Source organism: Enterobacter sp. SLBN-59 (genome assembly GCF_024807915.1).
GTDB lineage: Bacteria > Pseudomonadota > Gammaproteobacteria > Enterobacterales > Enterobacteriaceae > Enterobacter > Enterobacter asburiae_B.
In genome coordinates this window covers 2,843,907-2,869,295 of sequence record NZ_JANUFI010000001.1, presented here as the reverse complement: position 1 = coordinate 2,869,295, position 25,389 = coordinate 2,843,907, and the positions used below count along the sequence as shown (strand labels likewise).

Genomic DNA, 25,389 nt, shown 5'->3' with positions numbered 1-25,389 from the left:
TCGAAAAAACGCCTTCCACTGGAAGGCGTTTTCTTTTCTATATCAACACCTCGCTGTGGCGATCCCGATACTCCTTCGGCGTGGTGTCATACTCCTTGCGAAACACGGAATAGAAATATTGCAGAGACGGGTAACCGCACATCTGCGATATTTCGTTGATCGACAGCGACGTGGAAATGAGCAGGCTGCGTGCTTTCTCCAGCTTTTCAGCATGGATGACGGCATGAATGGTTTCGCCCACCTCTTCTTTAAAACGCTTCTCCAGATTCGAACGCGAAATGCCCACCGAATCCAGCACCTGATCGACCTTTATCCCTTTGCAGGCGTGGTTGCGAATGTAGTGCATGGCCTGAATGACGGCCGGGTCGCTTAAGGAGCGATAATCGGTTGAGCGACGTTCCACGACACGGACAGGAGGCACAAGCAAACGCTGAAGCGGCAGAGATTCTTTATCGAGCAGACGATGCAGCAGCTTCGCCGCCTGATAGCCCATCTGACGCGTGCCCTGTGCAACGGAGGAGAGCGCCACGCGAGACAGATAGCGGGTCAGTTCTTCGTTATCAATGCCAATCACGCACAGCTTTTCGGGCACCGGAATGTGTAAATGTTCGCAGACCTGCAGCACGTGCCGCGCGCGAGCGTCCGTTACGGCGATAATACCGGTTTGCGGCGGCAGCGTTTGCAGCCAGTCCGCCAGGCGGTTTTGCGCGTGCTGCCAGTTTTCCGGCGCGGTCTCCAGCCCCTGGTACACCACGCCGCGATACTTCTCCTGCGCGACCAGCTGGCAAAACGCGTGTTCTCGCTCAACGGCCCAGCGCTTGCCGCTGGTGGCCGGTAACCCATAAAACGCGAAGCGATGGACGCCTTTCTCTTTTAAATGAAGAAAGGCGGCCTCGACCAGGGCATGGTTATCGGTGGCAATATAGTGGACCGGCGGATAGTGTTCGGGCGCATGATAGGAGCCGCCGACGCCCACAATCGGGACGTCGACGTCGGTCAGCAGCTGTTCGATGACGGGATCGTCATAGTCGGCGATGACGCCATCGCCCAGCCAGTCTTTGATGTTCTCCAGACGGGTGCGAAAATCTTCTTCAATAAAAATATCCCATTCAGATTGCGACGCCTGCAAATATTCACCAACACCTTCCACCACCTGACGGTCGTAGGCTTTATTGGCATTGAATAACAACGTAATGCGGTGACGCTTTTCAAACATGGCTCACTTCCCAATTAAGTCACAATACGGTTATCAGGCCCGTCGCTTGGTGGCCGAGTCCATCCAGACTGCCAGTAAAAGAATGGCCCCCTTGACGATATACTGCCAAAACGTCGGGACGTCCATCATACTCATCCCGTTATCCAACGACGCCATGATAAATGCCCCCATGACCGCGCCCGCCACGCTCCCGATACCCCCTGCGAGGCTGGTGCCGCCAATGACGCAGGCGGCGATAGCATCCAGCTCGGCGATGTTACCGGCGGAGGGCGAGCCGGCGCCCAGACGCGAGCTGAGGATCAGCCCGGCGATAGCGACCATCAGGCCGTTAATGGCGAAAACTGCCAGCTTGGTTCGTTCGACATTGATACCTGAGAGGCGGGCAGCTTCAAGGTTGCCGCCTATGGCATAAATACGGCGGCCAAACGCGGTGCGCGTCGCCATAAACATACCGGCCAGCAGTAAAAGCGCCAGCAGCAGGACGGGGGTCGGAACGCCGCGATAGTCGTTTAAAAGCCAGATGGCGCCCAGCACAATGACCGCCGTGAGCGCCTGACGCCCCACTACCGACGTTGACGCTGGAGAAGCCAGCCCCAGCGCCTGACGGCGCATGCGTCCACGCCACTGCCACGCGACAAACCCCAGCAACCCCACCACACCGAGGGTAAAGCCCACGGTATCCGAGAGGTAACTCTGGCCAATCTGCGACATGGCTGCACTGGTCGGGGAGACGGTGGTGCCGTTAGTGATGCCGATTAAGATCCCGCGAAAGGCCAGCATCCCCGCCAGGGTGACAATGAACGATGGCACCTTACGGTAGGCAACCCACCAGCCGTTCCAGGCTCCCAGTACCAGACCCAGCACCAGCGTGACCGCCACGGTCAGCGGCAGCGGCCAGCCGAGCCAGACGTCAAAAATCGCCGCCACGCCGCCGAGTAGGCCCATCATCGACCCGACCGACAGGTCGATCTCCGCGGAGATAATCACGAACACCATGCCCACCGCCAGAATGCCGGTGATGGCGGTCTGGCGGAGCAGGTTAGAGACGTTACGTGCGCTTAAGTACGAGCCATCGGTCATCCAGGTAAAGAAGAGCATGATGACGATAATGGCCGCGATCATCACGAAAACCTGCAGGTTAAGCGCTTTTAAGCCCGCGAACGCACCGGGCGTCGGAACAGCGACTTTGATATCAGACGGATTGCTTTTCGACATGACGTTCGCTCCTTAAAGCGGCTTCCATCACCTGCTCCTGCGTCAGGTTCTGGTTAATCAGGTTGGCTTTCAGTTTTCCCTCATGCATGACCAGCACGCGGTCGCTCAGTCCGAGCACTTCGGGTAATTCAGACGAAATGACAATGACGGCAATCCCTTGCTGGACAAGCTGATTAATCAGTTTGTAGATTTCATATTTGGCACCGATATCAATCCCGCGCGTTGGCTCATCAAGGATTAATATGCGTGGATTGAGAAGCAGGCAGCGCGCCAGAATCGCCTTCTGCTGATTCCCCCCGCTCAGACGGCCAATCGCCAGTTCCGGCGAGGAGGTTTTGACCTTCAGCCGGGCAAGCGACTGGAGGATGCACTGCTGCTCGGCGGCGTCGTCCAGGCTGCTCAGCGCGCCGGAGAACCGATCGAGTGCCGCAAGCGTAATGTTTTTACCCACCCCCATCACCGGTACGATGCCGTCTTTCTTACGATCTTCCGGCACCATGGCAATACCGTGGGCAATCGCCTGCTGGCAGTTGTCGATTTTCACCGGCTGGCCGTCGATATAAACCGTGCCCTCCCAGCGCCCCGGCCACACGCCAAACAGGCACTGTACGGCTTCGGTGCGTCCGGCACCGACGAGGCCGGCAATCCCAAGAATTTCACCACTGTGAAGGGAAAACGAGACGTTATTGACGCGCTTGATGTGGCGGTTAACGGGGTGCCACGCGGTGAGGTTTTCCACGCGTAGCACTTCATCGCCCTTAGCGTGAGGCTCATTCGGGTAGAGCGCCGTCAGCTCGCGGCCCACCATCATGGTGATGATGTCATCTTCACTCATCCCCGCGGCTTCACGCGTGCCGATGTGCTGCCCGTCGCGGATCACGCAGATGGTGTCCGAAATGGCTTTGACCTCGTTCAGCTTGTGCGAAATATAGATACAGGCGATGCCGTGGTTTTGCAGATCGCGGATGATGTTGAGCAGAACCGCGGTTTCCTGTTCGGTGAGCGAGGCCGTTGGCTCATCAAGGATCAGCAGCCTGACCTGTTTATTTAGCGCCTTCGCTATTTCGACCAGCTGCTGTTGACCCAGGCCCAGATCCCCCACGCGGGTATCCGGTGAAATGTTGAGGCTCACCTGCGCCAGCAGCTTTTCGCAGCGGAGCGTCATGGTGTCGTAATCCAGCACGCCGCGGTGGGAAATTTCGGCCCCGAGGAAGATGTTCTCCAGCACGGTGAGATGCTTCACCAGCGCCAGCTCCTGGTGGATGATGGCGATGCCTTTGCGTTCGGTATCGCGGATGTGTGTCGCCTGAATCACTTCACCGGCAAAGACGATTTCGCCTTCGTAGCTGCCGTGTGGGTAGATCCCGCACAGCACTTTCATCAGCGTCGACTTGCCCGAGCCGTTCTCGCCGCACAGTGAAACCACTTCGCCGGGGTTCAACCGGAGGCTAACGTTATCGACGGCTTTCACCGTGCCGAAGCGCTTGGTGATGCTTTTCATTTCAAGTAAATAGGGCATAACCGCTCCACATAACCCGAGGGAAGAACAGTACAACGTGATGCGCCCCCGCAGAGCAGGGGCCGCGCCGGATTACAGTTCGCTCTTCTTGTGGAAACCGTCTTTAACCACGGTGGCGTCAATGTTCTCTTTATTGACTTCAATCGGCGTGAGCAGGCGAGCCGGAACGTCTTTCAGGCCGTTATTCAGCGTTGCGTCTGCTTTAGGTTGTTTGCCATTACCCAGCTCCACGGCGATTTCCGCCGCCGTATTGGCCAGCTGGGTAATCGGTTTGTAGACCGTCATGGTTTGGGTGCCTGCGATAATGCGTTTTACGCCAGCGAGATCGGCATCCTGTCCTGAAATGGCGACTTTTCCGGCCAGCCCCTGTGCGCTCAGGGCCTGGATAGCACCGCCTGCAGTGGCATCGTTGGAGGCCACAACCGCATCAATTTTGTTGTTGTTGGCCGTCAGCGCGTTTTCCATAATTTTCAGCGCGTTTTCTGGCAGCCAGCCGTCGGCCCACTGATCGCCAACCACTTTAATTTTCCCGTTGTCGATGTACGGCTTAAGGACTTTCATTTGCCCTTCGCGGAACAGTTTGGCGTTGTTATCTACCGGAGAGCCGCCCATCAGGAAATAATTGCCCTGAGGCACTTTGTCGATCAGGCTTTGCGCCTGTAATTCCCCGACTTTTTCATTGTCGAACGAAATATAATAATCAATATCCGCATTATTAATCATGCGGTCATAGGCCAGGACTTTTATGCCTTCCTGTTTGGCTTCTTTCACCACGTTACTTAATACCTGGCCGTTATAGGGGATAATGACCAGAACATCGACGCCACGGTTGATCATATTCTCGATCTGCGACATTTGTGTTTCTTCGTTGCCGTTAGCCGACTGAACAAACACGCTAGCGCCGAGGGATTCTGCTTTCTTCACAAAAATATCGCGATCTTTTTGCCAGCGCTCCAGGCGCAGGTCGTCAATCGCCATACCAATTTTGACCTCTTTGGCATGTCCTGCAAAGCTTGCAAGGAGAAGCGTAGTGCAGAGCGTTAGAGTCAGGTTCTTTATCTTCATAATTATTAGGCCTTTTTGTAGGGGTATGTGTTGCTGAGATAAAAGAAACATTCACTACTGAGACGCAGCAAATTTTTAACGCGGAAAGGCGGGCTGGCAATTACAGATTTTTATCTTCTCATTATGATATTTGGTTTATTTCTGAATTTATGACCGCGATCGGATTTTAAAATAAGTAACGTCTTAATTACATTTGATTCTGGAATACGCGCCGAAAAATAGTTTGTCTGCGCATTATTTTGCGAGCCAGCGCACAGTTGTGCATTCTCTCAATAGCAGTGTGAAATAACGTAATTGAGCAACCCAAAATGTCTATTCACTATTACTCCTGTATCAACGACTCGCCGCATACCCTGATTATGGAGCTCAATATGCAAGCTTATTTCGACCAACTCGATCGTGTTCGTTACGAAGGCCCAAAAACGACCAATCCTTTAGCATTTCGTCACTACAACCCGGATGAGCTGGTGCTGGGTAAGCGCATGGAAGATCATCTGCGCTTTGCTGCCTGTTACTGGCATACCTTCTGCTGGAACGGCGCCGATATGTTCGGCGTGGGTTCCTTTGACCGCCCGTGGCAGCAGCCGGGTGAGGCCATTGAGCTGGCAAAGCGCAAAGCCGATGTCGCATTTGAGTTCTTCCACAAGCTGAACGTACCGTACTACTGCTTCCATGACGTGGACGTGTCGCCGGAAGGCGCGTCGCTGAAAGAGTATCTGAACAATTTTGCGCAGATGGTGGATGTACTGGCGGCGAAACAGCAGCAAAGCGGCGTGAAGCTGCTCTGGGGCACGGCAAACTGCTTCACCAACCCACGCTACGGCGCGGGCGCGGCAACCAATCCGGATCCGGAAGTGTTTAGCTGGGCAGCCACGCAGGTGGTGACGGCAATGAACGCTACGCATCAGTTGGGTGGCGAGAACTATGTCCTGTGGGGTGGCCGTGAAGGTTATGAAACGCTGCTGAACACCGACCTGCGTCAGGAGCGCGAGCAGATTGGCCGCTTTATGCAGATGGTTGTCGACCATAAGCACAAAATCGGCTTCCGCGGCACGCTGCTGATTGAGCCGAAACCGCAGGAACCGACCAAGCATCAGTATGACTACGACGTGGCGACGGTGTATGGCTTCCTGAAGCAGTTCGGTCTGGAAAAAGAGATCAAAGTGAACATTGAAGCCAACCACGCCACGCTGGCGGGCCACTCTTTCCATCACGAGATCGCGTCTGCGATTGCGCTGGGCATTTTCGGCTCTGTCGATGCGAACCGTGGCGATGCACAGCTGGGCTGGGACACCGATCAGTTCCCGAACAGCGTGGAAGAGAATGCGCTGGTGATGTACGAGATCGTCAAAGCGGGCGGTTTCACCACCGGCGGCCTGAACTTTGACGCCAAGGTGCGTCGTCAGAGCACCGACAAATACGATCTGTTCTACGGCCACATTGGCGCGATGGACACCATGGCGCTGGCGCTGAAAGTGGCGGCTCGTATGATTGAAGACGGCGAGCTGGATAAACGCGTAGCGAAGCGTTACAGCGGCTGGAACAGTGAGCTGGGCCAGCAAATCTTGAAAGGTCAGTTATCGCTGGCGGAAATTGCGAAGTACGCTGAACAACAGCAGCTGGCGCCGCAGCACCAGAGCGGGCACCAGGAACTGCTGGAAAATCTCGTAAACCACTATCTGTTTGATAAGTGATTGAGCTGAAGATGCACGTAGGCCCGGTAAGCGTTAGCGCCACCGGGCATTTCTGTTAAAGGAGTCACCGTAATGTATATCGGGATCGATCTTGGCACATCGGGTGTGAAAGCCATCCTGTTGAGCGAGCAGGGCGACGTGTTAGCAACGCAGACGGAAACGCTGCGGGTTTCACGTCCGCATCCGCTGTGGTCAGAACAGGATCCGGAGCAGTGGTGGCAGGCGACGGATCGCGCAATGAAAGCCTTAGGTGAGCAGCACAGCCTTCGTGACGTGAAAGCGCTGGGAATTGCCGGACAAATGCACGGCGCTACGCTGCTCGACAGCCAGCATCGCGTGCTGCGTCCAGCGATCCTCTGGAACGATGGCCGCTGTGCGGAAGAGTGCGCGCTTCTTGAGGAACGCGTGCCCAATTCCCGGGAGATTACCGGCAACCTGATGATGCCCGGCTTTACTGCGCCCAAATTGCTGTGGGTGCAGCGCCACGAACCGGAGATTTTCCGTCAGGTGGCGAAAGTCCTGCTGCCGAAAGACTATCTGCGTTTTCGCATGACGGGCGATTTCGCCAGCGACATGTCCGATGCCGCGGGCACCATGTGGCTCGACGTGGCGAAGCGCGACTGGAGCGAGGCGATGCTGGATGCCTGCCATCTGACCCGGGAACATATGCCAGCGCTGTACGAAGGCTGTGAGGTGACAGGCGCGCTGCTGCCAGCCGTTGCTGAACGCTGGAATATGCCTGCCGTACCGGTGGTGGCCGGGGGCGGCGATAACGCGGCGGGCGCTGTCGGTGTCGGCATGGTTGAGGCGGGGCAGGCGATGCTGTCGCTGGGAACGTCCGGCGTCTATTTTGCCGTCAGCGACGGGTATCGCAGTAATCCAGAAAGCGCAGTGCACAGTTTCTGTCATGCCCTTCCCGGGAAATGGCATTTGATGTCGGTGATGCTCAGCGCGGCATCCTGCCTGGACTGGGCGGCAAAACTCACCGGCATGGCCGACGTTCCGGCGCTCATTTCCACAGCCCAGCAGGCGGATGACGCTGCGGGTACCGTCTGGTTTTTACCGTATCTTTCCGGCGAGCGTACCCCGCACAACAACCCGGAAGCGAAAGGGGTGTTCTTTGGCTTAACCCATCAACATGGCCCGGCAGAACTGGCGCGTGCGGTTCTGGAAGGCGTGGGCTATGCGCTGGCCGACGGGATGGACGTGGTGCACGACTGCGGCCTGAAACCGACGAGCGTCACCCTGATTGGCGGCGGTGCGCGAAGCCCTTACTGGCGACAGATGCTGTCTGATATCAGCGGGTTGCAGCTGGATTTCCGCACCGGGGGGGACGTCGGGCCCGCGCTCGGTGCCGCGCGTCTGGCGCAGATAGCCATTCATCCGGAACAACCGCTTTCGCAACTGTTGCCGCAGCTTACGCTTGAACAGGCGCATTTGCCTGACGCGGCGCGCCATGCGCGGTACGCGGAGAGGCGCGACGTGTTCCGCAAAATCTACCAGCAGCTGCTGCCGCTGATGTCGTAAATACGCTTGTCCGGGAGAGGCACGAGGATGTCCTTTTTTGGTCTGTGCGTGCCTTACTTTCCTTGCCAGTATGGTGTTACACCCACTGGCGAGGAGATTTATCATGTCACGCACTGCATTAATCAACATCGATACTCAGCAGTCCTTCCATCACCGCAATTACTGGCAGGAAAGCGAGATCCCTGCGTTTCAGCAGGCGATGCTGGGGCTGATCGAAGGCTGCCAGGCGCGCAATATTCCGGTCGTTGATATTTTTCACGTGGATGAAGACGGTCCTTTCACCCTCGAAAGCGGCTATGTCAAACCGATGGCCTTTTTACGTCATCAGCCGGATGTGGTTTTCCAGAAACACGTCCATAATGCCTTCACGGATACCGGGCTTGACCGCTGGCTGCGCGAGCGTGATATCAACCAGCTGATTATCTGCGGCATTCGCACTGAACAATGCTGTGAAACCACCGCCCGGGTGGCATCCGATCTAGGTTATGCTGTGACCTTTGTTAGTGAGGCAACGCTGACGTTTCCCATGACGTACAAGGGGATAACCCTTAGCGCAGCGGAAATTCGCCATCGTACCGAGACGGTACTTTCCGGGCGTTTTGCCGAGATTAAAACGGTAGCGGAGACGCTGGAGTCACTGTAATGCGCATCGACGTCTGGTTCGTGATGTTGCCCGGGGTGCTGTCATTAGACATGACCGGCCCGGCAGAAACCTTTGTGCTGGCAGGCGACGCGTTTCGCCTGCATTACGTTGGCCCGCAGCCTGACGTTCAGACGTCGATTGGCCTGACGATGAGCGGCATTCAGCCGCTGCCGGAGCGTCTGCCGGAAGGTAGTCTGCTGGTGCTGCCGGGTGTGAGCGACTCCCGCAGTCAGTTCTCAACGCCACAGGCGCAGCAGATCCAGCACTGGCTGATGCGCCTGCAGCCGCAGATCCAGCGCCAGGAAATCACCGTGATGTGCGTCTGTTCAGGGGCCTTACTGGCGGCGAAATCGGGCCTGCTGAACAACCGACAGTGCACGACCCATCATGACGTTATTAGCCGTTTACGCACCGCGGCCCCCACGGCGACGATTAAAGAAAACCGCATCTTTGTGCAGGATGAGAATATCTGGACCAGCGCGGGGATCACGTCAGGCATCGATCTGGCGCTGCACATGATTAACCGCCTGTGCGGCCCCGAAAAGGCGCTGACCGTAGCGCGTGAAATGGTGGTCTGGTTCCGCCGTTCCGGTGACGATCCCCAGCTCTCTCCGTGGCTACGCTATCGCAATCATCTTCACCCGGCGATTCATCGGGCGCAGGATGCGCTCACCGCCGAGCCGCAAAAAACGTGGAGCTTGCCTGACATTGCCGCACAGGCGCACGTCAGCCCACGTCATCTCACCCGGCTTTTCCAGTCACATTTAGGGATTAGCGTTCGCGATTATCTGGAACAGCTGCGTCTGGCGGTGGCGGAGCAGTGGCTATTACAGGGGCGCGGCGTGGAGCAGGCTTCACTGGCGGCGGGGTTTTCCTCCCCGCGGCAGTACCATCGCGCCCGGCAGCGAAGCATTAGCTGACGAAGCGGCGAGCGTCTATTTTTTGCAGCAGCATCGACAGCAGCAGGCTGATCGCCAGCGTGGCGGCAAAAATCCAGACGATATCCAGCACCGGCCAGCTTTTTAGCTCAACGCCTCTCGTGCGCAGCGAGTGGATCACCAGCGCGTGAAAACCGTAAATCCCGAGAGAGTGCCGCGAGATAAGACTCAGCACGGGCAGGGCGCGCGCGTTCAGGGTATTTTTGGCAAGCGTGAGCAGCGAAACGGCACAGATAAAGACCATCGGCCCGCAATAGAGATACCAGGTATCGGCAAAATTGCCGCGCCACTGCAGCTCGTGCAGCGTCCCGCGTGAAATCACCGCCACGCCAGCGATAAACAGCGCCCCGCAGAGCCAGTTCAGCCCGCGTTTTTGCGTGTCCATCATCCCGATGGCGCGCCCCAGCATGCCGTAAAGCACGTAGTAAAAAGTATCGCCGTTGATATAGAGATTGACCGGCAGCCACTCAAATCCGTCGATTTTCTGTGAGAGCGTATTCGGGTTGGCGACAATGCCGATAACCACCATCAGGGCTAGGAGCATTTTACCGCTGACGTTTTTTACCTGGATGAGCGGGGAGACCAGATAGATAACGATAATGGCGAAGAAGAACCACAGGTGATAGAACACCGGTTTTTGCAGCACGTATTTCAGCGATAGCCCGGCGTTAATGGAGGTGAACAGCGTGATATAGAGCAGGGCAACGGCGCTGTAGAACCCCAGGCAGGCCGCGATGCGGATGAAGTGCCGCGGCTGCGCGCTACGCTCGCCAAAAAAGAGAAAGCCGGAAATCATAAAGAACAGCGGCACGCTGACGCGTGACGCAGAGTTGAGAATATTGGCGATATCCCAGTTAACGGGGCTGATGCTGTGGGCATTCGTGACGTACCAGGTCGTCGTGTGGATCATGACCACCATCAGACACGCTATTCCTCGCAGGTTATCAATCCAGTTAATTTTTGACTGCATCAGTTCCTCGTATTCCCTGTAAATTGAGTGTGACTGCCATTGTCCAAAAGTCTTCGCTTGGAAAATTCTGAGTTTTATTCAGCAGGCTTGTAGGGAGGCCGCGAGATTCGCAGAATGCCGGACCGTAATCTATAAAAGCTTTGATACTAAAAATAACAGCCACTGACCAGGGCGGTAATAAAAATGATGATGAAGCGTGTGGCGTCACTCTTTCTGCTGTTCATCCTGGCGGGATGCAGCGCGCCGCAAGAAGCACCTGTGCAGAAAGCGCAGCAGGGTAAAATGAGCCCGGAACGTTCACTGAATATGGAAGCGCTCTGTAAAGATCGGGCCGCTCGCCGCTATAACTCTGACGTACAGAAAATTGATGTCACCGGGTTTGAGCGTTTTCAGGGAAGCTATGAGCTGCGGGGGCATACGTCGCGCAAAGAGGGCTTTGTCTGCTCGTTTGATGCGGACGGTCAGTTTTTACACCTCTCCATGCGCTAGCCTGCTCGTATAATCAACAGCCAGACGCCGTCAGCGTTCTGGCCGGAAGGCTTATTTCCCCAATTTTCCCTAAACAACCCCGTTTCGTACTGTATATCTTGCAGCCAGCGGGTATACTGGTCCCTTCCATTTAAAACCACACGTATCCAGCACGAAATACTATGCAAAAGTTTGATACCAAGACCTTCCAGGGCCTGATCCTGACCTTACAGGATTACTGGGCTCGTCAGGGCTGTACCATTGTTCAACCTTTGGACATGGAAGTCGGCGCCGGCACTTCACACCCGATGACCAGCCTGCGCGCGTTGGGGCCAGAGCCAATGGCGACCGCGTATGTGCAGCCTTCCCGTCGTCCGACCGATGGTCGTTACGGTGAGAACCCGAACCGTCTGCAGCATTACTATCAGTTCCAGGTGGTGATTAAGCCATCACCAGACAACATTCAGGAACTGTACCTCGGGTCGCTGAAAGAGCTGGGTATGGATCCAACCATTCACGACATTCGTTTCGTGGAAGATAACTGGGAAAACCCAACGCTGGGTGCCTGGGGTCTGGGTTGGGAAGTGTGGCTGAACGGCATGGAAGTGACCCAGTTCACTTACTTCCAGCAGGTTGGCGGTCTGGAATGTAAGCCGATCACCGGTGAAATCACCTACGGTCTGGAACGTCTGGCGATGTACATTCAGGGCGTAGACAGCGTTTACGACCTGGTCTGGAGCGACGGGCCGCTGGGTAAAACCACCTACGGCGACGTGTTCCATCAGAACGAAGTGGAGCAATCCACCTATAACTTCGAATACGCGGATGTGGACTTCCTGTTCACCTGCTTCGAGCAGTATGAGAAAGAAGCCCAGCAGCTGCTGGCGCTGGAAATTCCGCTGCCGCTGCCTGCCTACGAGCGTATTCTGAAGGCCGCCCACAGCTTCAACCTGCTGGACGCCCGCAAAGCCATCTCCGTGACTGAACGTCAGCGCTACATTCTGCGTATTCGTACCCTGACCAAAGCCGTTGCAGAAGCTTACTATGCGTCCCGTGAAGCCCTTGGCTTCCCGATGTGCAACCGAAACAAATAAGAGGCGGCCATGTCTGAGAAAACTTTCCTGGTGGAAATCGGCACCGAAGAGCTGCCACCAAAAGCCCTGCGCAGCCTGGCTGAATCTTTCGCTGCGAACGTGACCGCCGAGCTGGATAACGCTGGCCTGGCACACGGTAAAATTGAGTGGTTTGCTGCACCGCGCCGTCTGGCGCTGAAAGTGGCAAATCTGGCGGCGTCTCAGCCGGATCGCGAAGTCGAAAAACGTGGCCCGGCGATTGCCCAGGCGTTTGACGCGGAAGGCAAGCCGAGCAAAGCGGCTGAAGGCTGGGCGCGCGGTTGCGGCATCACCGTTGATCAGGCCGAGCGTCTGACCACGGATAAAGGCGAGTGGCTGCTGTACCGTGCGCACGTGAAAGGCGAAAGCGCGGAAGCGCTGCTGCCGGACATGATTGCCACTTCTCTGGCGAAGCTGCCGATTCCTAAGCTGATGCGCTGGGGCGCCTCTGACGTGCACTTCGTGCGTCCGGTGCACACCGTGACCCTGCTGCTGGGCGATACCGTTATCCCGGCGACCATTCTGGGCGTGGCGTCCGATCGCGTGATCCGCGGCCACCGCTTTATGGGTGAGCCAGAGTTCACCATCGACAATGCCGACCAGTATCCGCAGATCCTGCTGGAGCGCGGTAAGGTCATTGCCGACTACGAACAGCGTAAAGCCAAAATCAAAGCGGACGCGGAAGACGCGGCGCGCAAGATTGGCGGTAACGCAGACCTGAGCGACAGCCTGCTGGAAGAAGTCACCTCTCTGGTTGAATGGCCAGTTGTGCTGACGGCGAAGTTCGAAGAGAAATTCCTGGCCGTTCCGGCTGAAGCGCTGGTATACACCATGAAGGGTGACCAGAAGTACTTCCCGGTCTATGCCAACGACGGCAAGCTGCTGCCAAACTTCATCTTCGTGGCGAACATCGAATCGAAAGATCCGATCCAGATTATCTCCGGTAACGAGAAAGTGGTGCGTCCACGTCTGGCAGATGCGGAGTTCTTCTTCAATACCGACCGTAAAAAGCGTCTGGAAGATCATCTCCCGCGCCTGCAGACCGTGCTGTTCCAGCAGCAGCTGGGTACGCTGCGCGACAAGACCGACCGCATTGCGGAGCTGTCCGGCTGGATTGCCCGTGAAATCGGTGCAGACGTCAACCACGCGACGCGTGCAGGCCTGCTGTCCAAGTGCGACCTGATGACTAACATGGTGTTCGAATTTACCGACACCCAGGGCGTGATGGGCATGCACTACGCGCGTCACGATGGCGAAGCGGAAGACGTGGCCGTCGCCCTGAACGAGCAGTATCAGCCGCGCTTTGCGGGTGACGAACTGCCGTCCAACCCGGTTGCCTGCGCCGTGGCGATTGCCGATAAGATGGACACCCTGGCGGGTATCTTTGGTATCGGTCAGCATCCGAAAGGCGACAAAGATCCGTTTGCGCTGCGTCGTGCTGCGCTGGGCGTGCTGCGTATCATCGTTGAGAAGAACCTGAACCTCGATCTGCAGACCCTGACCGAAGAAGCGGTGCGTCTGTACGGCGACAAGCTGACTAACGCGAACGTTGTGGATGATGTGATCGACTTTATGCTCGGTCGTTTCCGCGCGTGGTATCAGGACGAAGGCTACACCGTTGACACTATTCAGGCGGTGCTGGCGCGTCGTCCAACCCGTCCGGCTGATTTCGATGCGCGTATGAAGGCGGTTTCCCACTTCCGTACCCTGGAAGCGGCATCTGCCCTGGCCGCGGCCAACAAGCGTGTATCCAACATTCTGGCGAAATCCGACGAGACGCTGAACGAGCGTGTGAACGCCGCGACCCTGAAAGAGCCGGAAGAGATCGCTCTGGCGATGCAGGTTGTGGTGCTGCGCGACAAGCTCGAGCCGTACTTCGCGGAAGGTCGCTACCAGGAAGCGCTGGTGGAGCTGGCCGAGCTGCGTGACGTTATCGACGCCTTCTTCGAGAAAGTGATGGTGAACGTAGAAGATAAAGAACTGCGTATTAACCGTCTCTCCATGCTCGAGAAACTTCGCGAGCTGTTCCTGCGCGTAGCGGATATTTCGCTGCTGCAGTGATGTGCCGCTGTTACACATGCTAAAAACCCGCTTCGGCGGGTTTTTTTATGGGTCTTTTGTAGGCCGGATAAGCGCAGCGCCATCCGGCAGGTTTAGCCGATCGCGATTGTGCCTTCGTCTGTCTGCAGCCAGCGCGGTGCCTTCAGCGTATCGGCAAAGTAGCTGACCAGCTCGCACAGCAAATCTTCCATCACGATTTCAGATTGTCGCGGCAGTGAGCCGTTCATCAGCATCTGCGTAAGCTCCTGACAGTAGCGCCCCAGCTGATCGCATTCGGGTTCGAAAGCCGGAACGCGTGACGGGAGTTCCTTCACGGTCAGGCTGGCTTTTAAAGCGTCCGGAACAGGTTCCAGAAGCGTGGGTTGCAGAAGATTCAGACAGGCATAAAGTCTGCCGTAAAGCGCCATTTTTGGGGCGGGTTCTTCGCAATCGACCAGTGCGTCGGTAAAACGTTCGCAGTTATCCGCCAGTTCGGTGAAGTCGGTGGCATGGTTGAAGGGCAGGGTGATTAAAGAGTTAATCAATGACATAAAATAACCTCAGTGAGTGGTATATCTTCCGCCACGGGAGGTTCCAGGCTCGCTGGTGGCGGAACCGAACAAGGTTGGAACGACTGGCCTCACTGACACCAGCGCGCTTTGCAGCGCCCCTGTCCGGCCCGCCATTGAGATGCAACAGGCCGTACGACACAGAGCCTGTGTCGCCAGTGAAGTGATTCAGGGTTCCAATCCCGGCACCTGATTTTGCAGGTGCGAAGAGAACTTACTGCTCATCAAAACAGGCGGCAACAGTTTTGAGCTATGTCGCTGAGGATATTACCATTTCTGGAAAGAGGCTCGCAAAATTACCGTAATGAGAAGCATACTGCGGGTAGAGATTTTACAGCGACGCCATGGCGGTGGGGATTGAGCCGCCCTGGCACGTTCACAGGCCATGTCGTTACAGAGTAGCAAGGAACAACCCCCACAGCCGTATGTTCCCCCTCACCCCAGCCCTCTCCCTCAAGGGAGAGGGGGCCGTCTGTGCAGACAATATTTGGTGGGGATCCCTCAGCCCAAAGGGAGAGGGAGTATAAGTCGTCCAAAATTTAACCTTGAAACCGTCAACACATTACCGCTATCCTTATCGCGTTAACTTTCTCGCGCTGGAGCGCCCCCCAAAAATGAACAAACACGACTGATGAATTTCGATCCTTGCTAAACGCCACCGCGTCGGCAGGGGATGTTTTGATTTCATTCAGGAGTGCTTATGGCTCATTTTGCGCAGTCCCCTTCTTTTATTTTGCATCAGGTCACCTGCCAGTTTCCGACGGGCGATATCCTTTTTGGTCCGCTGAATCTCACGCTGGAACCCGCCCTGTGCGCGCTGGTTGGCCGCAACGGCAGCGGGAAAACGCGTCTGCTGCGTCTGCTGGCGGGGCTGGACGAATCGGCTTCCGGTCATATTGAACGCTTTGGCTCGCATGCCTGGGTGGCGCAGCAGCACCTCATTTCGCCGCAGACGACGCTTGCTGAACTGCTCGGGTATGACGCTATTTTTGCGGCGCGTAAGCGCATCGACAGCGGCGATTATCAGCCTGACGATCTGGACACGCTCGACGGCCGCTGGGATGTCGCCGAGCGTCTGAGCGAGGCGTTTATCAATGCGAATCTCCCGCCGTTTGACCCGGATAAACCCGCCGGTGAGCTCAGCGGCGGCGAGCGCATTCGCGCCCTGCTGTGCGGGGCGTTTACGGCTGAAGCCGATTTCATGCTGCTGGACGAGCCCACTAACCATCTGGACCGACAGGGCCGGGCGTGGTTCTACGACCAGCTCAGCCGTTTTCAGGGCGGCGTGCTGGTAGCCTCCCATGACCGCGAACTTCTGGAGCAGGTGCCGCGTATCCTTGAACTGAGCGCCTCGGGCCTGCGCAGCTACGGCGGGAATTATACGGATTATCAAACCCAGCGCGATGCCGAACAGCAGGCGGCCCGCGCGGCGCTGGAACATGCGGCAACCGAGCGCAAACGCACTCGGGTACGCATGCAAAAAGAGCATGATGACAGCCAGCGGCGTTCGGCAAAGACATTGCGCACCGTCGATACCCTGAATATCGCGTCGTTCGAGCGGGTCAAATATAAAGGCGCGGCAAAGGAGCGGATCGGCTCCTGGAAAAAACAGCACAGCGAGCAAAATGAAGCCCTCAACGCCTCGGTAAAAAAGGCGCGTGAACGCGTTGAAGAAGATAACCCAGTAATGTTCACCCTGCCGGGGAATCAGATCCCGGACGGGAAGCAGGTGCTGGTGCTGGAGGATCTGGTGCTGCCGCATGTGCCTGTTCCTCCGCTCAACTGGCGGATGGACGGACCGATGCGCGTGGCGTTAAAGGGACCGAATGGCTGCGGAAAATCGACGCTGTTAAAAATCCTCCTCGGCGAGATTGCCCCCCGTTCGGGTACCTGTAAGGTTTCCGTCAGCTGCGCTTATCTCGACCAGCATCTCTCCCGGCTCGATCTTTCGCAGTCGGTCATGACGCATCTCAACCTGAGTCATACGCCTCTGGAAGAGGGGGTATTGCGAACCCGTCTGGCGCAGCTTCAACTGGGTGCCGACAAAGTCACGCTCCCGCTGGCGGAGCTCAGCGGCGGCGAGCGTCTTAAGGCCGCCCTGGCCTGCGTGCTGTGGCGCGCGGAGGCTACGCAGCTTCTGCTGCTGGATGAACCGACCAACCATCTGGATTTGGCCTCGGTCCAGGCCATTGAAGCGGCGCTGGCCGGTTTCCCTGGGGCTTTGCTGGTGGTATCACACGATGAGGCTTTTCTAAGAGGCTTAACGTTAACGCATGAATGGGTGTGGGAAGAGGCGGGCTGGCGTTGCGAGAGCCTTTAAAACACAAGCCCCCGCAAAGGCGGGGGCATTCAATCTTCACTACGCTATCTGTTTGCTGAGTGCAGGGTTGGCCTGAATCAGGCGCATCAGCCTTAACTCGGTTGGGGTGGGTTTCTCACGTTTTGACTCCCACTCCTGCACCATAGCCACGCTGACACCCATCGCTCTGGCGAATTCTTCCGTTTTCAGTCCTGTCCCTTTGCGCAATTGCTCATATTCTGTAAAGGGATTGGATTTTTGTTGCAGGGTAATCGCCTGCGGTACGTCTTTAAAAATGATCTGTTCCAGACTGCTCAGCAGTTCAAACTCAGGATCTTTATATTCCATTGAGGACTCCTCTTAAATCTCACATCGTGATCAAGAACATCAGAGAGCCAGTTAAGAATAGTCCCTAATACGAACTCAGGATCGTCACGGGTGTGATTAATCGTGCGGTAACGATCGCTTTACCCGATTCAGCGATATGGATAGTTATGCTAATTACCTGATTAGTCATATGTCGGCTTCGGCAGGTATTTTTTTGTAAATGGTAAGAAATAAATCGGCAATAGCCGTTTTGCATGAAAAGAGTATCTTGCAAGGCTGACCTGGACTATCCTTGTCAGCGTCGGGCACGCGTGTGCCGGTGTGCGCTTTTTTGGGTGAAAGGAGTAATAAAATGGCGACAGGAAAGTCCTGCTCTCGCTGGTTTGCGCCTATTGCGGCGTTGTTGATGGTTGTTAGCCTGAGTGGGTGTTTTGATAAAGAAGGCGATCAGCGCAAAGCGTTTATCGATTTTCTGCAGAATACAGTGATGCGCAGCGGCGAGCGGTTGCCGACGCTGACTGCGGATCAGAAAAAACAGTTTGGCCCCTTCGTGTCCGATTACGCCATTCTTTATGGTTATTCACAGCAGGTGAGCCAGGCGATGGATTCCGGTATCCGTCCGGTAGTGGATAGCGTGAACGCCATTCGCGTTCCGCAGGATTATATGACGCAGCGTGAGCCGCTTCGCCAGTCCAACGGTGCGCTTGGCGTGCTGAGCCAGCAGTTGCAGAATGCGAAAATGCAGGCTGACGCGTCACGTTCTGCGCTGAAGCAGGGTGACGATCTCAAACCTGTCTTCGACAAAGTGTATGAGAAAGTGGTGACGAAACCGTCTGAAGCGCTGCAACCGCTGATTCCGGCCGCGCAAATCTTCACGCAGCAGCTGGTGCAGGTGGGCGACTTTATTGCCCAGCAGGATACTCAGGTGAGCTTTGTTGCCAACGGTATTCAGTTCCCGACCTCGCAGCAGGCAAGCCAGTACAATACGCTGATTGGGCCGCTGGCCTCCCAGCATCAGGCCTTTAGCCAGGCCTGGAGTGCCGCAGTCACGGCCACAGAATAAACCGAAAAAACCCCGTCTCTGGCGGGGTTTTTTTATGCTTATCGAAAATAACGCTTGTCATTCTTCTACCACATCGGTATAACTATCCCCGTCGGTTTGTTACACAGACCTAAAGCAGTTTAGTAAAGCAGTCCAGATTGTTATCCATAGATACCCTTCGTTGTGACCCTTCCTTCATCGCTTAAAAATCTGTAACGCAATCCATCAAGCCGGAAGGCTCAATATATTTGTTAATAAGGTAATTTCTATGTCTGCTAAAATGACTGGTCTGGTAAAATGGTTCAACGCTGATAAAGGTTTCGGCTTCATCACTCCTGACGATGGCTCAAAAGACGTGTTCGTACACTTCTCTGCTATCCAGAACGATGGCTACAAATCTCTGGACGAAGGTCAGAAAGTGTCCTTCACCATCGAAAGCGGCGCTAAAGGCCCAGCAGCTGGTAACGTTGTAAGCCTGTAAGCTTCCAACCCAGTAGCACAAAATTCAAAAACCCGCCTTCTGGCGGGTTTTTTCATTTCTATCGTTTCACCTGCGGGTTCACACAGTTTATCTCCACCTTTCCGCTTAGGGCGGCGATAAGGTTATCGACCGCAGTGGCCGCCATGTTGTAGCGCGTCTCATGGGTGGCGGAGCCGATGTGGGGCAGGGCGACGACGTTTGGCATTGCCAGCAGCGGGGAGTCCACCGGCAGCGGCTCCTGTTCAAACACGTCCAGACCTGCGGCATGGATCTCACCGTTCTGCAGGGCTTCAATCAGCGCCTTCTCATCTACCACCGGGCCACGACCCGCGTTGATGAAAATGGCGGATTTCTTCATTTTTTCAAATGCGGATTTGCCAATCAGATGACGCGTTTCGTCCGTCAGCGGCAGAACCAGACAAACAAAATCGGCTTCCTGCAGCAGAGTATCCAGCTCGCAGTAACGGGCGTTGAAGCGTTCTTCGGCTTCACCGTGATGGCGACGCGCGTTATACAGAATCGGCATGTTAAAACCAAAATGCGCGCGCTGCGCCAGTGCCAGCCCGATACGCCCCATGCCAACAATGCCCAGCGTTTTGCCGTTAACGTCCACGCCGAACCAGTCCGGTCCAATGCTTTTTGTCCATTCGCCCGCTTTCACGCGCTCGGCCACTTCCACCACGCGACGGGCCGTGGTGAGTACCAGCGCCATCAGCGTATCGGCCACGGTTTCCGTCAGGGCATGGGGGGTGTGCATCAGCAGGATCTTGCGGGCGTTCAGGGCATCCACATCGAAATTGTCGTAACCCACGGAAACGGTAGAGGTAGCACGAAGCTTCGGCATTTTCTCCAGCAGGGCGACATCCACTTTCTCGCTTGAACCCAGCAGGCCTTCGGCGCTGGCGAACGCTTCGGCGTGCTGCGCCACGGTTTCCGGGCTCAGGTTCTTCACCTGCGTGACGGTGAAGTGTTCTTCAAGGCGTTTCTGCAGATCTTCCGGCAGTGCTTTGTACAAAATGACGGACGGCTTCATGCTAATCTCCGTTGATTTTTAAGGGTTCAGGCGTGGCGTGCGCCGACAGGGTGTTGTTGATTATTAGCAGGCTTAACAATCAGAGTAAGCCACACGGAGGCGAAAAGCGCCACCCCCATAAAGATGTACGATGCGGACGGGCTGCCGGTGGCACCGTTCAGGTAGCCGACGAACCAGGAGCCGCAGAACGACCCCAGCGCACCCATACTGTTAATTAATGCCATCGCGCCACCCGCGACGTTACGCGGCAGCATTTCCGGGATGATGGCAAAGAACGGACCGTACGGGGCATACATGGCGGCACCGGCGACCACCAGCAGGGTATAAGAGGCCCAGAAGTGATTTGCACCCACGGCCCACGAGCCGATAAAGGCAAAAGCAGCGATCAGCAGCAGCGGCCAGACAAACAATTTTCGGTTCTGCAGCTTGTCCGACGCCCAGGAGACGACGATCATGGCGATGGTCGCGGCCAGGTATGGTACGGAAGAGAGCCAGCCCACTTCTACCATGCCGAGGTTTTCGCCGCCGCTGCGGATAATCGACGGCAGCCACAGCACAAAGCCGTACACGCCAATGCTCCAGGTAAAGTACTGCGCGCAGAGCAGGATCACGTTACGCGAGCGGAAGGCTTCACCGTAGTTGCGTACCGCCTTCAGACCTTGCTGTTCTTTATCCAGCTGCGCCTGCAGCGCCGCTTTTTCATCTTCGGAAAGCCATTTCGCCTGGGCAGGTTTATCTTTTACCAGCACCCACCAGCAGAATGCCCAGATCACTGCCGGGACCCCTTCGATGATAAACATCTCGCGCCAGCCGAAGGACTGGATCAGGTAGCCAGACACCACCGACATCCACAGCACCGTCACCGGGTTACCGAGGATCAGGAAGGTATTCGCGCGCGAGCGTTCAGATTTGGTAAACCAGTTACTGATGTAGATCAGCATCGCCGGCATGACCGCCGCCTCAACGACGCCGAGGATAAAGCGAATGGCGGCCAGGGCAGGAATATTGTTCACCACGCCGGTCAGTGACGCGCAGGCGCCCCACAGGATCAGACAGACGAAGATCAGCTTACGCACGCTGCGGCGTTCCGCGTAAATCGCGCCGGGGATCTGGAAGAAGAAGTAGCCCAGGAAGAAAAGGGCTCCCAGCAGGGAGGAGATACCTTTGGTTATGCCAAGGTCCTCTGTGATCCCCGCCGCGGACGCGAAGCTGAAGTTGGCACGGTCAAGGTACGCCAGGCTGTACGTGATAAACACGATTGGCATGATGTACCACCAGCGTTTTACTGCATTGGTCGAACTGTTCATAGGCTTGCCTCTGTTGTTGAGGTTGTTACCGCCGTTGTCTGTAGGGTACACGGTGGCTTGTTTTGCTGAGTGCGATTTATGCCCCTCACCCCGGCCCTCTCCCCAGAGGGGAGAGGGTTAGGGTGAGGGGGATGTTTATTCGTTAAGCTCTGCTCGCGTGGGTAATCCTTCGCTGTCGCCCTGCACCTGAATGGCCAGCGAGCCAATCTTGTTGCCTCGCTCCACGGACTGCGGCAGCGTTTTGCCTTCCAGCAGGGCGCTAATCACGCCCACGGCAAAACCGTCGCCCGCGCCGACGGTGTCGACCACGTTCTCAACCTTGACCGCCGCGACCGCGCCCTGTTCGCCGTCGGCCGTCTTAAACCATGCGCCATCGGCGCCGGTCTTCAGCACCACCGCTTTTACTCCTTTATTCAGGTAGAAATCGGCAATGCCCTCCGGTGTGCTTTCGCCGGTCAGGATCATCCCTTCTTTCAGGCCCGGCAGAACCCAGTCCGCTCTGAACGCCAGACGGTTGAGCTTCTCGACCATTTCCGCTTCGCTTTTCCACAGCACCGGGCGCAGGTTCGGATCGAAAGAGATCGTTTTTCCCTGGGCTTTCAGAGTGGCTGCCGCGTGATCCAGCAGTTCATACGAGCTGGCAGACAGCGCTGCCGCCACGCCGCTGAGGTGCAGATGGCGCGCGGAGGCGAAATAGTCGGCGTGGTAATCCGCCACTGAGAGGTGGCTTGCGGCCGATCCCTTACGGAAATACTCAACGATGGGATCGGTTCCATTTTCGACCTTTGATTTAAGCTGAAAGCCGGTAGGGAAGCGTGCATCAAGGGTGACGCCCGCGGCATCAATCCCCTCTTTTTTCAGCGAGTCGAGAACGAAATGGCCAAAGCTATCGTCCCCCACGCGGCTGACCCAGCCCACGTTCAGGCCGAGACGCGCCAGGCCGGTTGCGACGTTCAGCTCTGCGCCCGCCACGCGTTTGATAAAGTGCTCTACCGCGCTCAGCTCGCCCGTTTCGGTGGCGACAAACATCGCCATGGCCTCGCCGATCGTGATGACATCCAGCGTCTTGTGCATGGCTTACTCCTCGCGCAGCAGGTTGACGTAATGGCGGGTAACGGCGGTTAAATCCGTCCCTTCCAGCGGGAACTCGATACCGCGCGGGGCATCGGCAGGCAGCTGGCCAAGCAGATCCAGCCAGCGCGCATCGGCGTGGTCCGGCGCCACGGCGCGGAAGTTATCTTTATGCGGCACGGCGGCTTTCACGTGGATATAGCTCACCGCAGGGGCCAGATTACGCGCGGCCTCTTCGGGGGAATCACCGACCCACAGCCAGTTGCCCATGTCGAAGGTCAGCGTGACGGGTAAGGCCATTTCCCGACAGGCGGCCTGGAAGCGCTGCATCGGCGCGAGCTGTCCGCAGTCGGTCTGATCGTTCTCCACGACCAGCGCCATGCCGCTTGCGTTCAGCAGGGTACGCAGGGCGTCGAGAGGCTGCGCGTCGCGGAAATGGCCCAGGGAAACCTTCAGCCACAGGGCGTTCAGGGTGCTGGCCTCAGAGAGATAGCGGGTCAGATCCGGGTTGAGGGTGCCGTCGGGCATAAACAGGGCGGCGGGGGCGGAGTAGCACGCCAGCAGGCCGAGCAGCTCAATAGATTCTCCCAGCGCAGGCAGCGCCAGCAGCTCTTCGCTGCTGAACAGTTCCCGGCGGATCTCCACGCCGTCTGCCCCTGCGCCTGCAATAACGGGAAGCATCGCCCGCTGACCGCCTGCCTGTCGCACCTGTTCCGCACCGTACGCGGCGGTGACCACCATAATTTTCCTGCCCATCTTCGGACTCCATCGCAACATAACAATACTATTACGCTAGATGGAACCGGTTCCAAAGAAAAGGTCAGGATGTCGAATTTATGATCGGTATCACAAGGGAAAATTAACGCGCCGTGGAGCCGCGAACGATCAGCTCGCCGGAGAAGACCTGCTCGCGAACGGCATCGCTGGTGCCTTCAATGCGGCGAACCACTTGTTCAACAGCAGCATAGCCAATCTGCCAGGTGGGCTGTTTGAGTGTCGTAATGCCGACGCCCGCCAGTTCCGCCCACTCCAGTTCATCAAACCCCAGCAGACCGATATCGCTGCCCCAGTGCAGGCCAATGCGCTTGAGCGAGCGGGCGACCTGAAGCGTCAGCGCCCCGTTTGCGGAGATAACGGCTTTGCGCATCCCGCGATGGCGCGTGTGGAACTGGCGCAGGGTGTTATCAAGTTGGTCGGCTTCGTGAAGCGGCGTTTCGGCATTTTCGGCGATCACGCCGGGATATCGCTCCAGCGTGGCGCGAAATGCGCTCAGGCGCTCGCGACGGGTATTGACCATCCCTAACGGTTCACTCAGAAACAGAATGGCCTCGAAGCCCTGTTCGATCAGATGCTCGGTGGCGGTCGTGGCGGCCTGAGTGTTATCCAGCCCGACCACATCGCAGGCAAATTCCGGGATTTTACGGTCGATGAGGACCATGGGCAGGGAGGACTGCTGCAGGCGGTTTAAACCCTCTTCCCGCATGCCCACCGCGTTCACCACAATCCCTTCGACCTGGTAGCTGCGCAGCAGATCGAGGTAATGCAGCTCCTGGTCGACTTCGTTGTTGGTATTACAGACCAGCGGCGTGAACCCCTTCTCGCGACAGGCGGCTTCAATACCGCTGAGGACGTTAACGGAATAGGGGTTGGTGATATCGGCGATGATAAGCCCGATAAGGCGGGTGCGGCCGCGTTTGAGCCCGCGCGCCATGAGGCTGGGACGGTAGTCGAGATCGGCAATGGCCTGTTCAATACGCGCCAGCAATGCGTCGGACAGCAGGTGTTTCTCGCCGTTAAGGTAGCGTGAAATACTGGTTTTACCGGTTTTGGCGGCTTTCGCCACGTCGCTAATGGTGGCCCGGGCTGGTTTGCTCATCGCTGATTTCCCTGAATTTAGTGAGAATACCTTAACGGGAAAATCAGACGAATCAAGTAATTTGCCCGGTGGCGCTGCGCTTACCGGAGGGTGCGGTCTGGTGCCCTCACCCCAACCCTCTCCCACGGGAGAGGGTGCCACCACTAAAAACGGCAACGAGCGTTGCCGTTTTGCTTTTACCTACTGAATTGGGCTTAACGTAATCTCAACGCGGCGGTTCTGCGCTTTGCCTTCCGCCGTGCTGTTGCTGGCGATAGGGTTGGCAGGGCCCATGCCGCTGGTGCGGATGCGGTTGGCTTCAACGCCCTGGGTAATCAGCGAGCTGGCTACGGCGTCGGCGCGCTGCTGGGACAGACGCATGTTCAGATCCTGGCTGCCGGTGCTGTCGGTGTAGCCCATCACGTTCACGGCGGTCTTGTTGTACTCTTTCAGCACCATCGCCACGCCGGTGAGCGTGTTCGCGCCCGCGGGTTTCAGCGTCGCGCTGCTGCTGTCGAAGGTCACGTTGTTCGGCATATTCAGGATGATGTTATCGCCGCTGCGCGTCACGCTCACGCCGGTTCCCTTCATTTTGTCGCGCAGCTTCGCTTCCTGCACGTCCATGTAATAGCCGACGCCGCCACCCAGTGCCGCGCCCGCCGCTGCGCCAATCAGCGCGCCTTTACCGCGGTCTTTCTTGGAGGAGGAGAGCGCCCCCACGCCTGCGCCGACCAGCGAGCCGATACCCGCGCCAATGCCGGATTTACCCGCTTCACGCTCACCGGTGTAAGGGTTAGTTGTGCAGCCAGAAACAGCCAGTGCACCGCTCACCAGAGCGGCAATAACGAGTACGCGTTTTTTCATCTTCTTTCCTTAATCCTTTTTATTCTTTGCCACGGCGAGCGTGGCAGTTGATTATGACGTCCAGATACGGAGAAAATTCCGGGTATAACTCTGAAATTTGTGACAAACCATAAACTGCCTCAGAAAGAAGGCCG

General features: G+C 56.8%; 23 protein-coding genes. 10 read left to right on the top strand and 13 right to left on the bottom strand.

What is annotated here, in order from left to right:
• Nucleotides 1-37: 37 nt before the first annotated feature.
• From xylR to xylF, 4 genes are all read right to left on the bottom strand, one after another.
• Entirely contained in the window at nt 38-1,216 is a 1,179-nt protein-coding gene (xylR, locus tag M2422_RS13700; protein ID WP_023309935.1) for a D-xylose utilization transcriptional activator XylR, read from the bottom strand.
• A 33-nt stretch (nt 1,217-1,249) separates the two neighbouring features.
• Nucleotides 1,250-2,431, bottom strand: coding sequence for a xylose ABC transporter permease XylH (gene xylH, locus M2422_RS13695; protein ID WP_033147011.1), 1,182 nt, complete (start codon nt 2,429-2,431; stop codon nt 1,250-1,252).
• On the bottom strand, nt 2,409-3,950 hold the full coding sequence (locus M2422_RS13690) for a xylose ABC transporter ATP-binding protein (protein ID WP_064673794.1): 1,542 nt from the start codon (nt 3,948-3,950) through the stop codon (nt 2,409-2,411). The genes xylH and M2422_RS13690 overlap by 23 nt, the downstream gene beginning before the upstream one ends.
• Before the next feature lie 72 nt (nt 3,951-4,022).
• A complete protein-coding gene (gene xylF, locus M2422_RS13685; RefSeq protein WP_032650791.1) occupies nt 4,023-5,015 on the bottom strand; it encodes a D-xylose ABC transporter substrate-binding protein in 993 nt (330 codons plus the stop codon).
• Nucleotides 5,016-5,386: 371 nt separating this feature from the next.
• Between xylF and xylA the strand changes: the two genes are divergently transcribed.
• The 4 genes from xylA (at nt 5,387) to M2422_RS13665 (ending at nt 9,799) form a co-directional block, all read left to right on the top strand.
• Complete coding sequence (gene xylA / locus M2422_RS13680; RefSeq protein WP_087823749.1) at nt 5,387-6,709, top strand: xylose isomerase; 1,323 nt, start codon at nt 5,387-5,389, stop codon at nt 6,707-6,709.
• Between the two features lie 72 nt (nt 6,710-6,781).
• Nucleotides 6,782-8,236: a xylulokinase gene (xylB, locus tag M2422_RS13675; RefSeq protein ID WP_064673793.1), complete on the top strand. Its 1,455-nt coding sequence runs from the start codon at nt 6,782-6,784 to the stop codon at nt 8,234-8,236.
• A 103-nt stretch (nt 8,237-8,339) separates the two neighbouring features.
• Nucleotides 8,340-8,879, top strand: a complete 540-nt coding sequence (locus M2422_RS13670) for an isochorismatase family protein (protein ID WP_064673792.1) — start codon at nt 8,340-8,342, stop codon at nt 8,877-8,879.
• Nucleotides 8,879-9,799 carry a GlxA family transcriptional regulator gene (locus M2422_RS13665; protein WP_064673791.1) on the top strand — a complete coding sequence of 307 codons (921 nt, stop codon included), beginning with the start codon at nt 8,879-8,881 and terminating at the stop codon, nt 9,797-9,799. Before M2422_RS13670 ends, M2422_RS13665 begins: the two co-directional genes overlap by 1 nt.
• Here the strand turns inward: M2422_RS13665 and M2422_RS13660 are convergent.
• Nucleotides 9,792-10,787 (bottom strand): acyltransferase, encoded by a 996-nt coding sequence (locus M2422_RS13660; protein WP_064673790.1) that lies wholly within the window; start codon nt 10,785-10,787, stop codon nt 9,792-9,794. The genes M2422_RS13665 and M2422_RS13660 overlap by 8 nt on opposite strands.
• Before the next feature lie 183 nt (nt 10,788-10,970).
• Between M2422_RS13660 and M2422_RS13655 the strand changes: the two genes are divergently transcribed.
• The 3 genes from M2422_RS13655 (at nt 10,971) to glyS (ending at nt 14,428) form a co-directional block, all read left to right on the top strand.
• On the top strand, nt 10,971-11,276 hold the full coding sequence (locus tag M2422_RS13655) for a YsaB family lipoprotein (RefSeq protein WP_045907868.1): 306 nt from the start codon (nt 10,971-10,973) through the stop codon (nt 11,274-11,276).
• Between the two features lie 161 nt (nt 11,277-11,437).
• On the top strand, nt 11,438-12,349 hold the full coding sequence (glyQ, locus tag M2422_RS13650; RefSeq protein WP_064673789.1) for a glycine--tRNA ligase subunit alpha: 912 nt from the start codon (nt 11,438-11,440) through the stop codon (nt 12,347-12,349).
• A gap of 9 nt (nt 12,350-12,358) precedes the next feature.
• Nucleotides 12,359-14,428, top strand: coding sequence for a glycine--tRNA ligase subunit beta (gene glyS / locus M2422_RS13645; protein WP_039261172.1), 2,070 nt, complete (start codon nt 12,359-12,361; stop codon nt 14,426-14,428).
• A gap of 92 nt (nt 14,429-14,520) precedes the next feature.
• On the opposite strand, the gene M2422_RS13640 is transcribed toward glyS, so the two are convergent.
• Nucleotides 14,521-14,958, bottom strand: a complete 438-nt coding sequence (locus M2422_RS13640; RefSeq protein WP_064673788.1) for a hypothetical protein — start codon at nt 14,956-14,958, stop codon at nt 14,521-14,523.
• 718 nt (nt 14,959-15,676) lie between these two features.
• On the opposite strand from M2422_RS13640, the gene M2422_RS13635 reads away from it, so the two are divergent.
• The gene (locus tag M2422_RS13635; protein WP_064673787.1) at nt 15,677-17,296 is read left to right on the top strand and encodes an ABC-F family ATP-binding cassette domain-containing protein; all 1,620 of its coding nucleotides are present in this window, start codon (nt 15,677-15,679) and stop codon (nt 17,294-17,296) included.
• Between the two features lie 39 nt (nt 17,297-17,335).
• Here the strand turns inward: M2422_RS13635 and M2422_RS13630 are convergent, their stop codons facing one another.
• A complete protein-coding gene (locus tag M2422_RS13630) occupies nt 17,336-17,623 on the bottom strand; it encodes an HTH-type transcriptional regulator (protein WP_029740975.1) in 288 nt (95 codons plus the stop codon).
• 331 nt (nt 17,624-17,954) lie between these two features.
• On the opposite strand from M2422_RS13630, the gene M2422_RS13625 reads away from it, so the two are divergent.
• Together M2422_RS13625 and cspA are read left to right on the top strand one after the other, a co-directional pair.
• The gene (locus tag M2422_RS13625; protein ID WP_023309949.1) at nt 17,955-18,665 is read left to right on the top strand and encodes a DUF3053 domain-containing protein; all 711 of its coding nucleotides are present in this window, start codon (nt 17,955-17,957) and stop codon (nt 18,663-18,665) included.
• Nucleotides 18,666-18,912: 247 nt separating this feature from the next.
• A complete protein-coding gene (gene cspA / locus M2422_RS13620; protein ID WP_003860775.1) occupies nt 18,913-19,125 on the top strand; it encodes an RNA chaperone/antiterminator CspA in 213 nt (70 codons plus the stop codon).
• A 58-nt stretch (nt 19,126-19,183) separates the two neighbouring features.
• Here cspA and ghrB read toward each other — a convergent pair whose 3' ends face one another.
• From ghrB to M2422_RS13590, 6 genes are all read right to left on the bottom strand, one after another.
• On the bottom strand, nt 19,184-20,158 hold the full coding sequence (ghrB, locus tag M2422_RS13615) for a glyoxylate/hydroxypyruvate reductase GhrB (protein WP_064673786.1): 975 nt from the start codon (nt 20,156-20,158) through the stop codon (nt 19,184-19,186).
• A 26-nt stretch (nt 20,159-20,184) separates the two neighbouring features.
• The gene (locus M2422_RS13610; RefSeq protein WP_023309951.1) at nt 20,185-21,465 is read right to left on the bottom strand and encodes an MFS transporter; all 1,281 of its coding nucleotides are present in this window, start codon (nt 21,463-21,465) and stop codon (nt 20,185-20,187) included.
• Between the two features lie 135 nt (nt 21,466-21,600).
• The gene (locus M2422_RS13605; RefSeq protein WP_064673784.1) at nt 21,601-22,539 is read right to left on the bottom strand and encodes a sugar kinase; all 939 of its coding nucleotides are present in this window, start codon (nt 22,537-22,539) and stop codon (nt 21,601-21,603) included.
• Between the two features lie 3 nt (nt 22,540-22,542).
• Nucleotides 22,543-23,292 (bottom strand): sugar phosphate isomerase/epimerase, encoded by a 750-nt coding sequence (locus M2422_RS13600; RefSeq protein ID WP_064673783.1) that lies wholly within the window; start codon nt 23,290-23,292, stop codon nt 22,543-22,545.
• Nucleotides 23,293-23,395: 103 nt separating this feature from the next.
• Entirely contained in the window at nt 23,396-24,412 is a 1,017-nt protein-coding gene (locus M2422_RS13595) for a LacI family DNA-binding transcriptional regulator (protein ID WP_039261180.1), read from the bottom strand.
• A 180-nt stretch (nt 24,413-24,592) separates the two neighbouring features.
• The gene (locus M2422_RS13590) at nt 24,593-25,255 is read right to left on the bottom strand and encodes an OmpA family lipoprotein (protein ID WP_024909080.1); all 663 of its coding nucleotides are present in this window, start codon (nt 25,253-25,255) and stop codon (nt 24,593-24,595) included.
• Nucleotides 25,256-25,389: the final 134 nt, after the last annotated feature.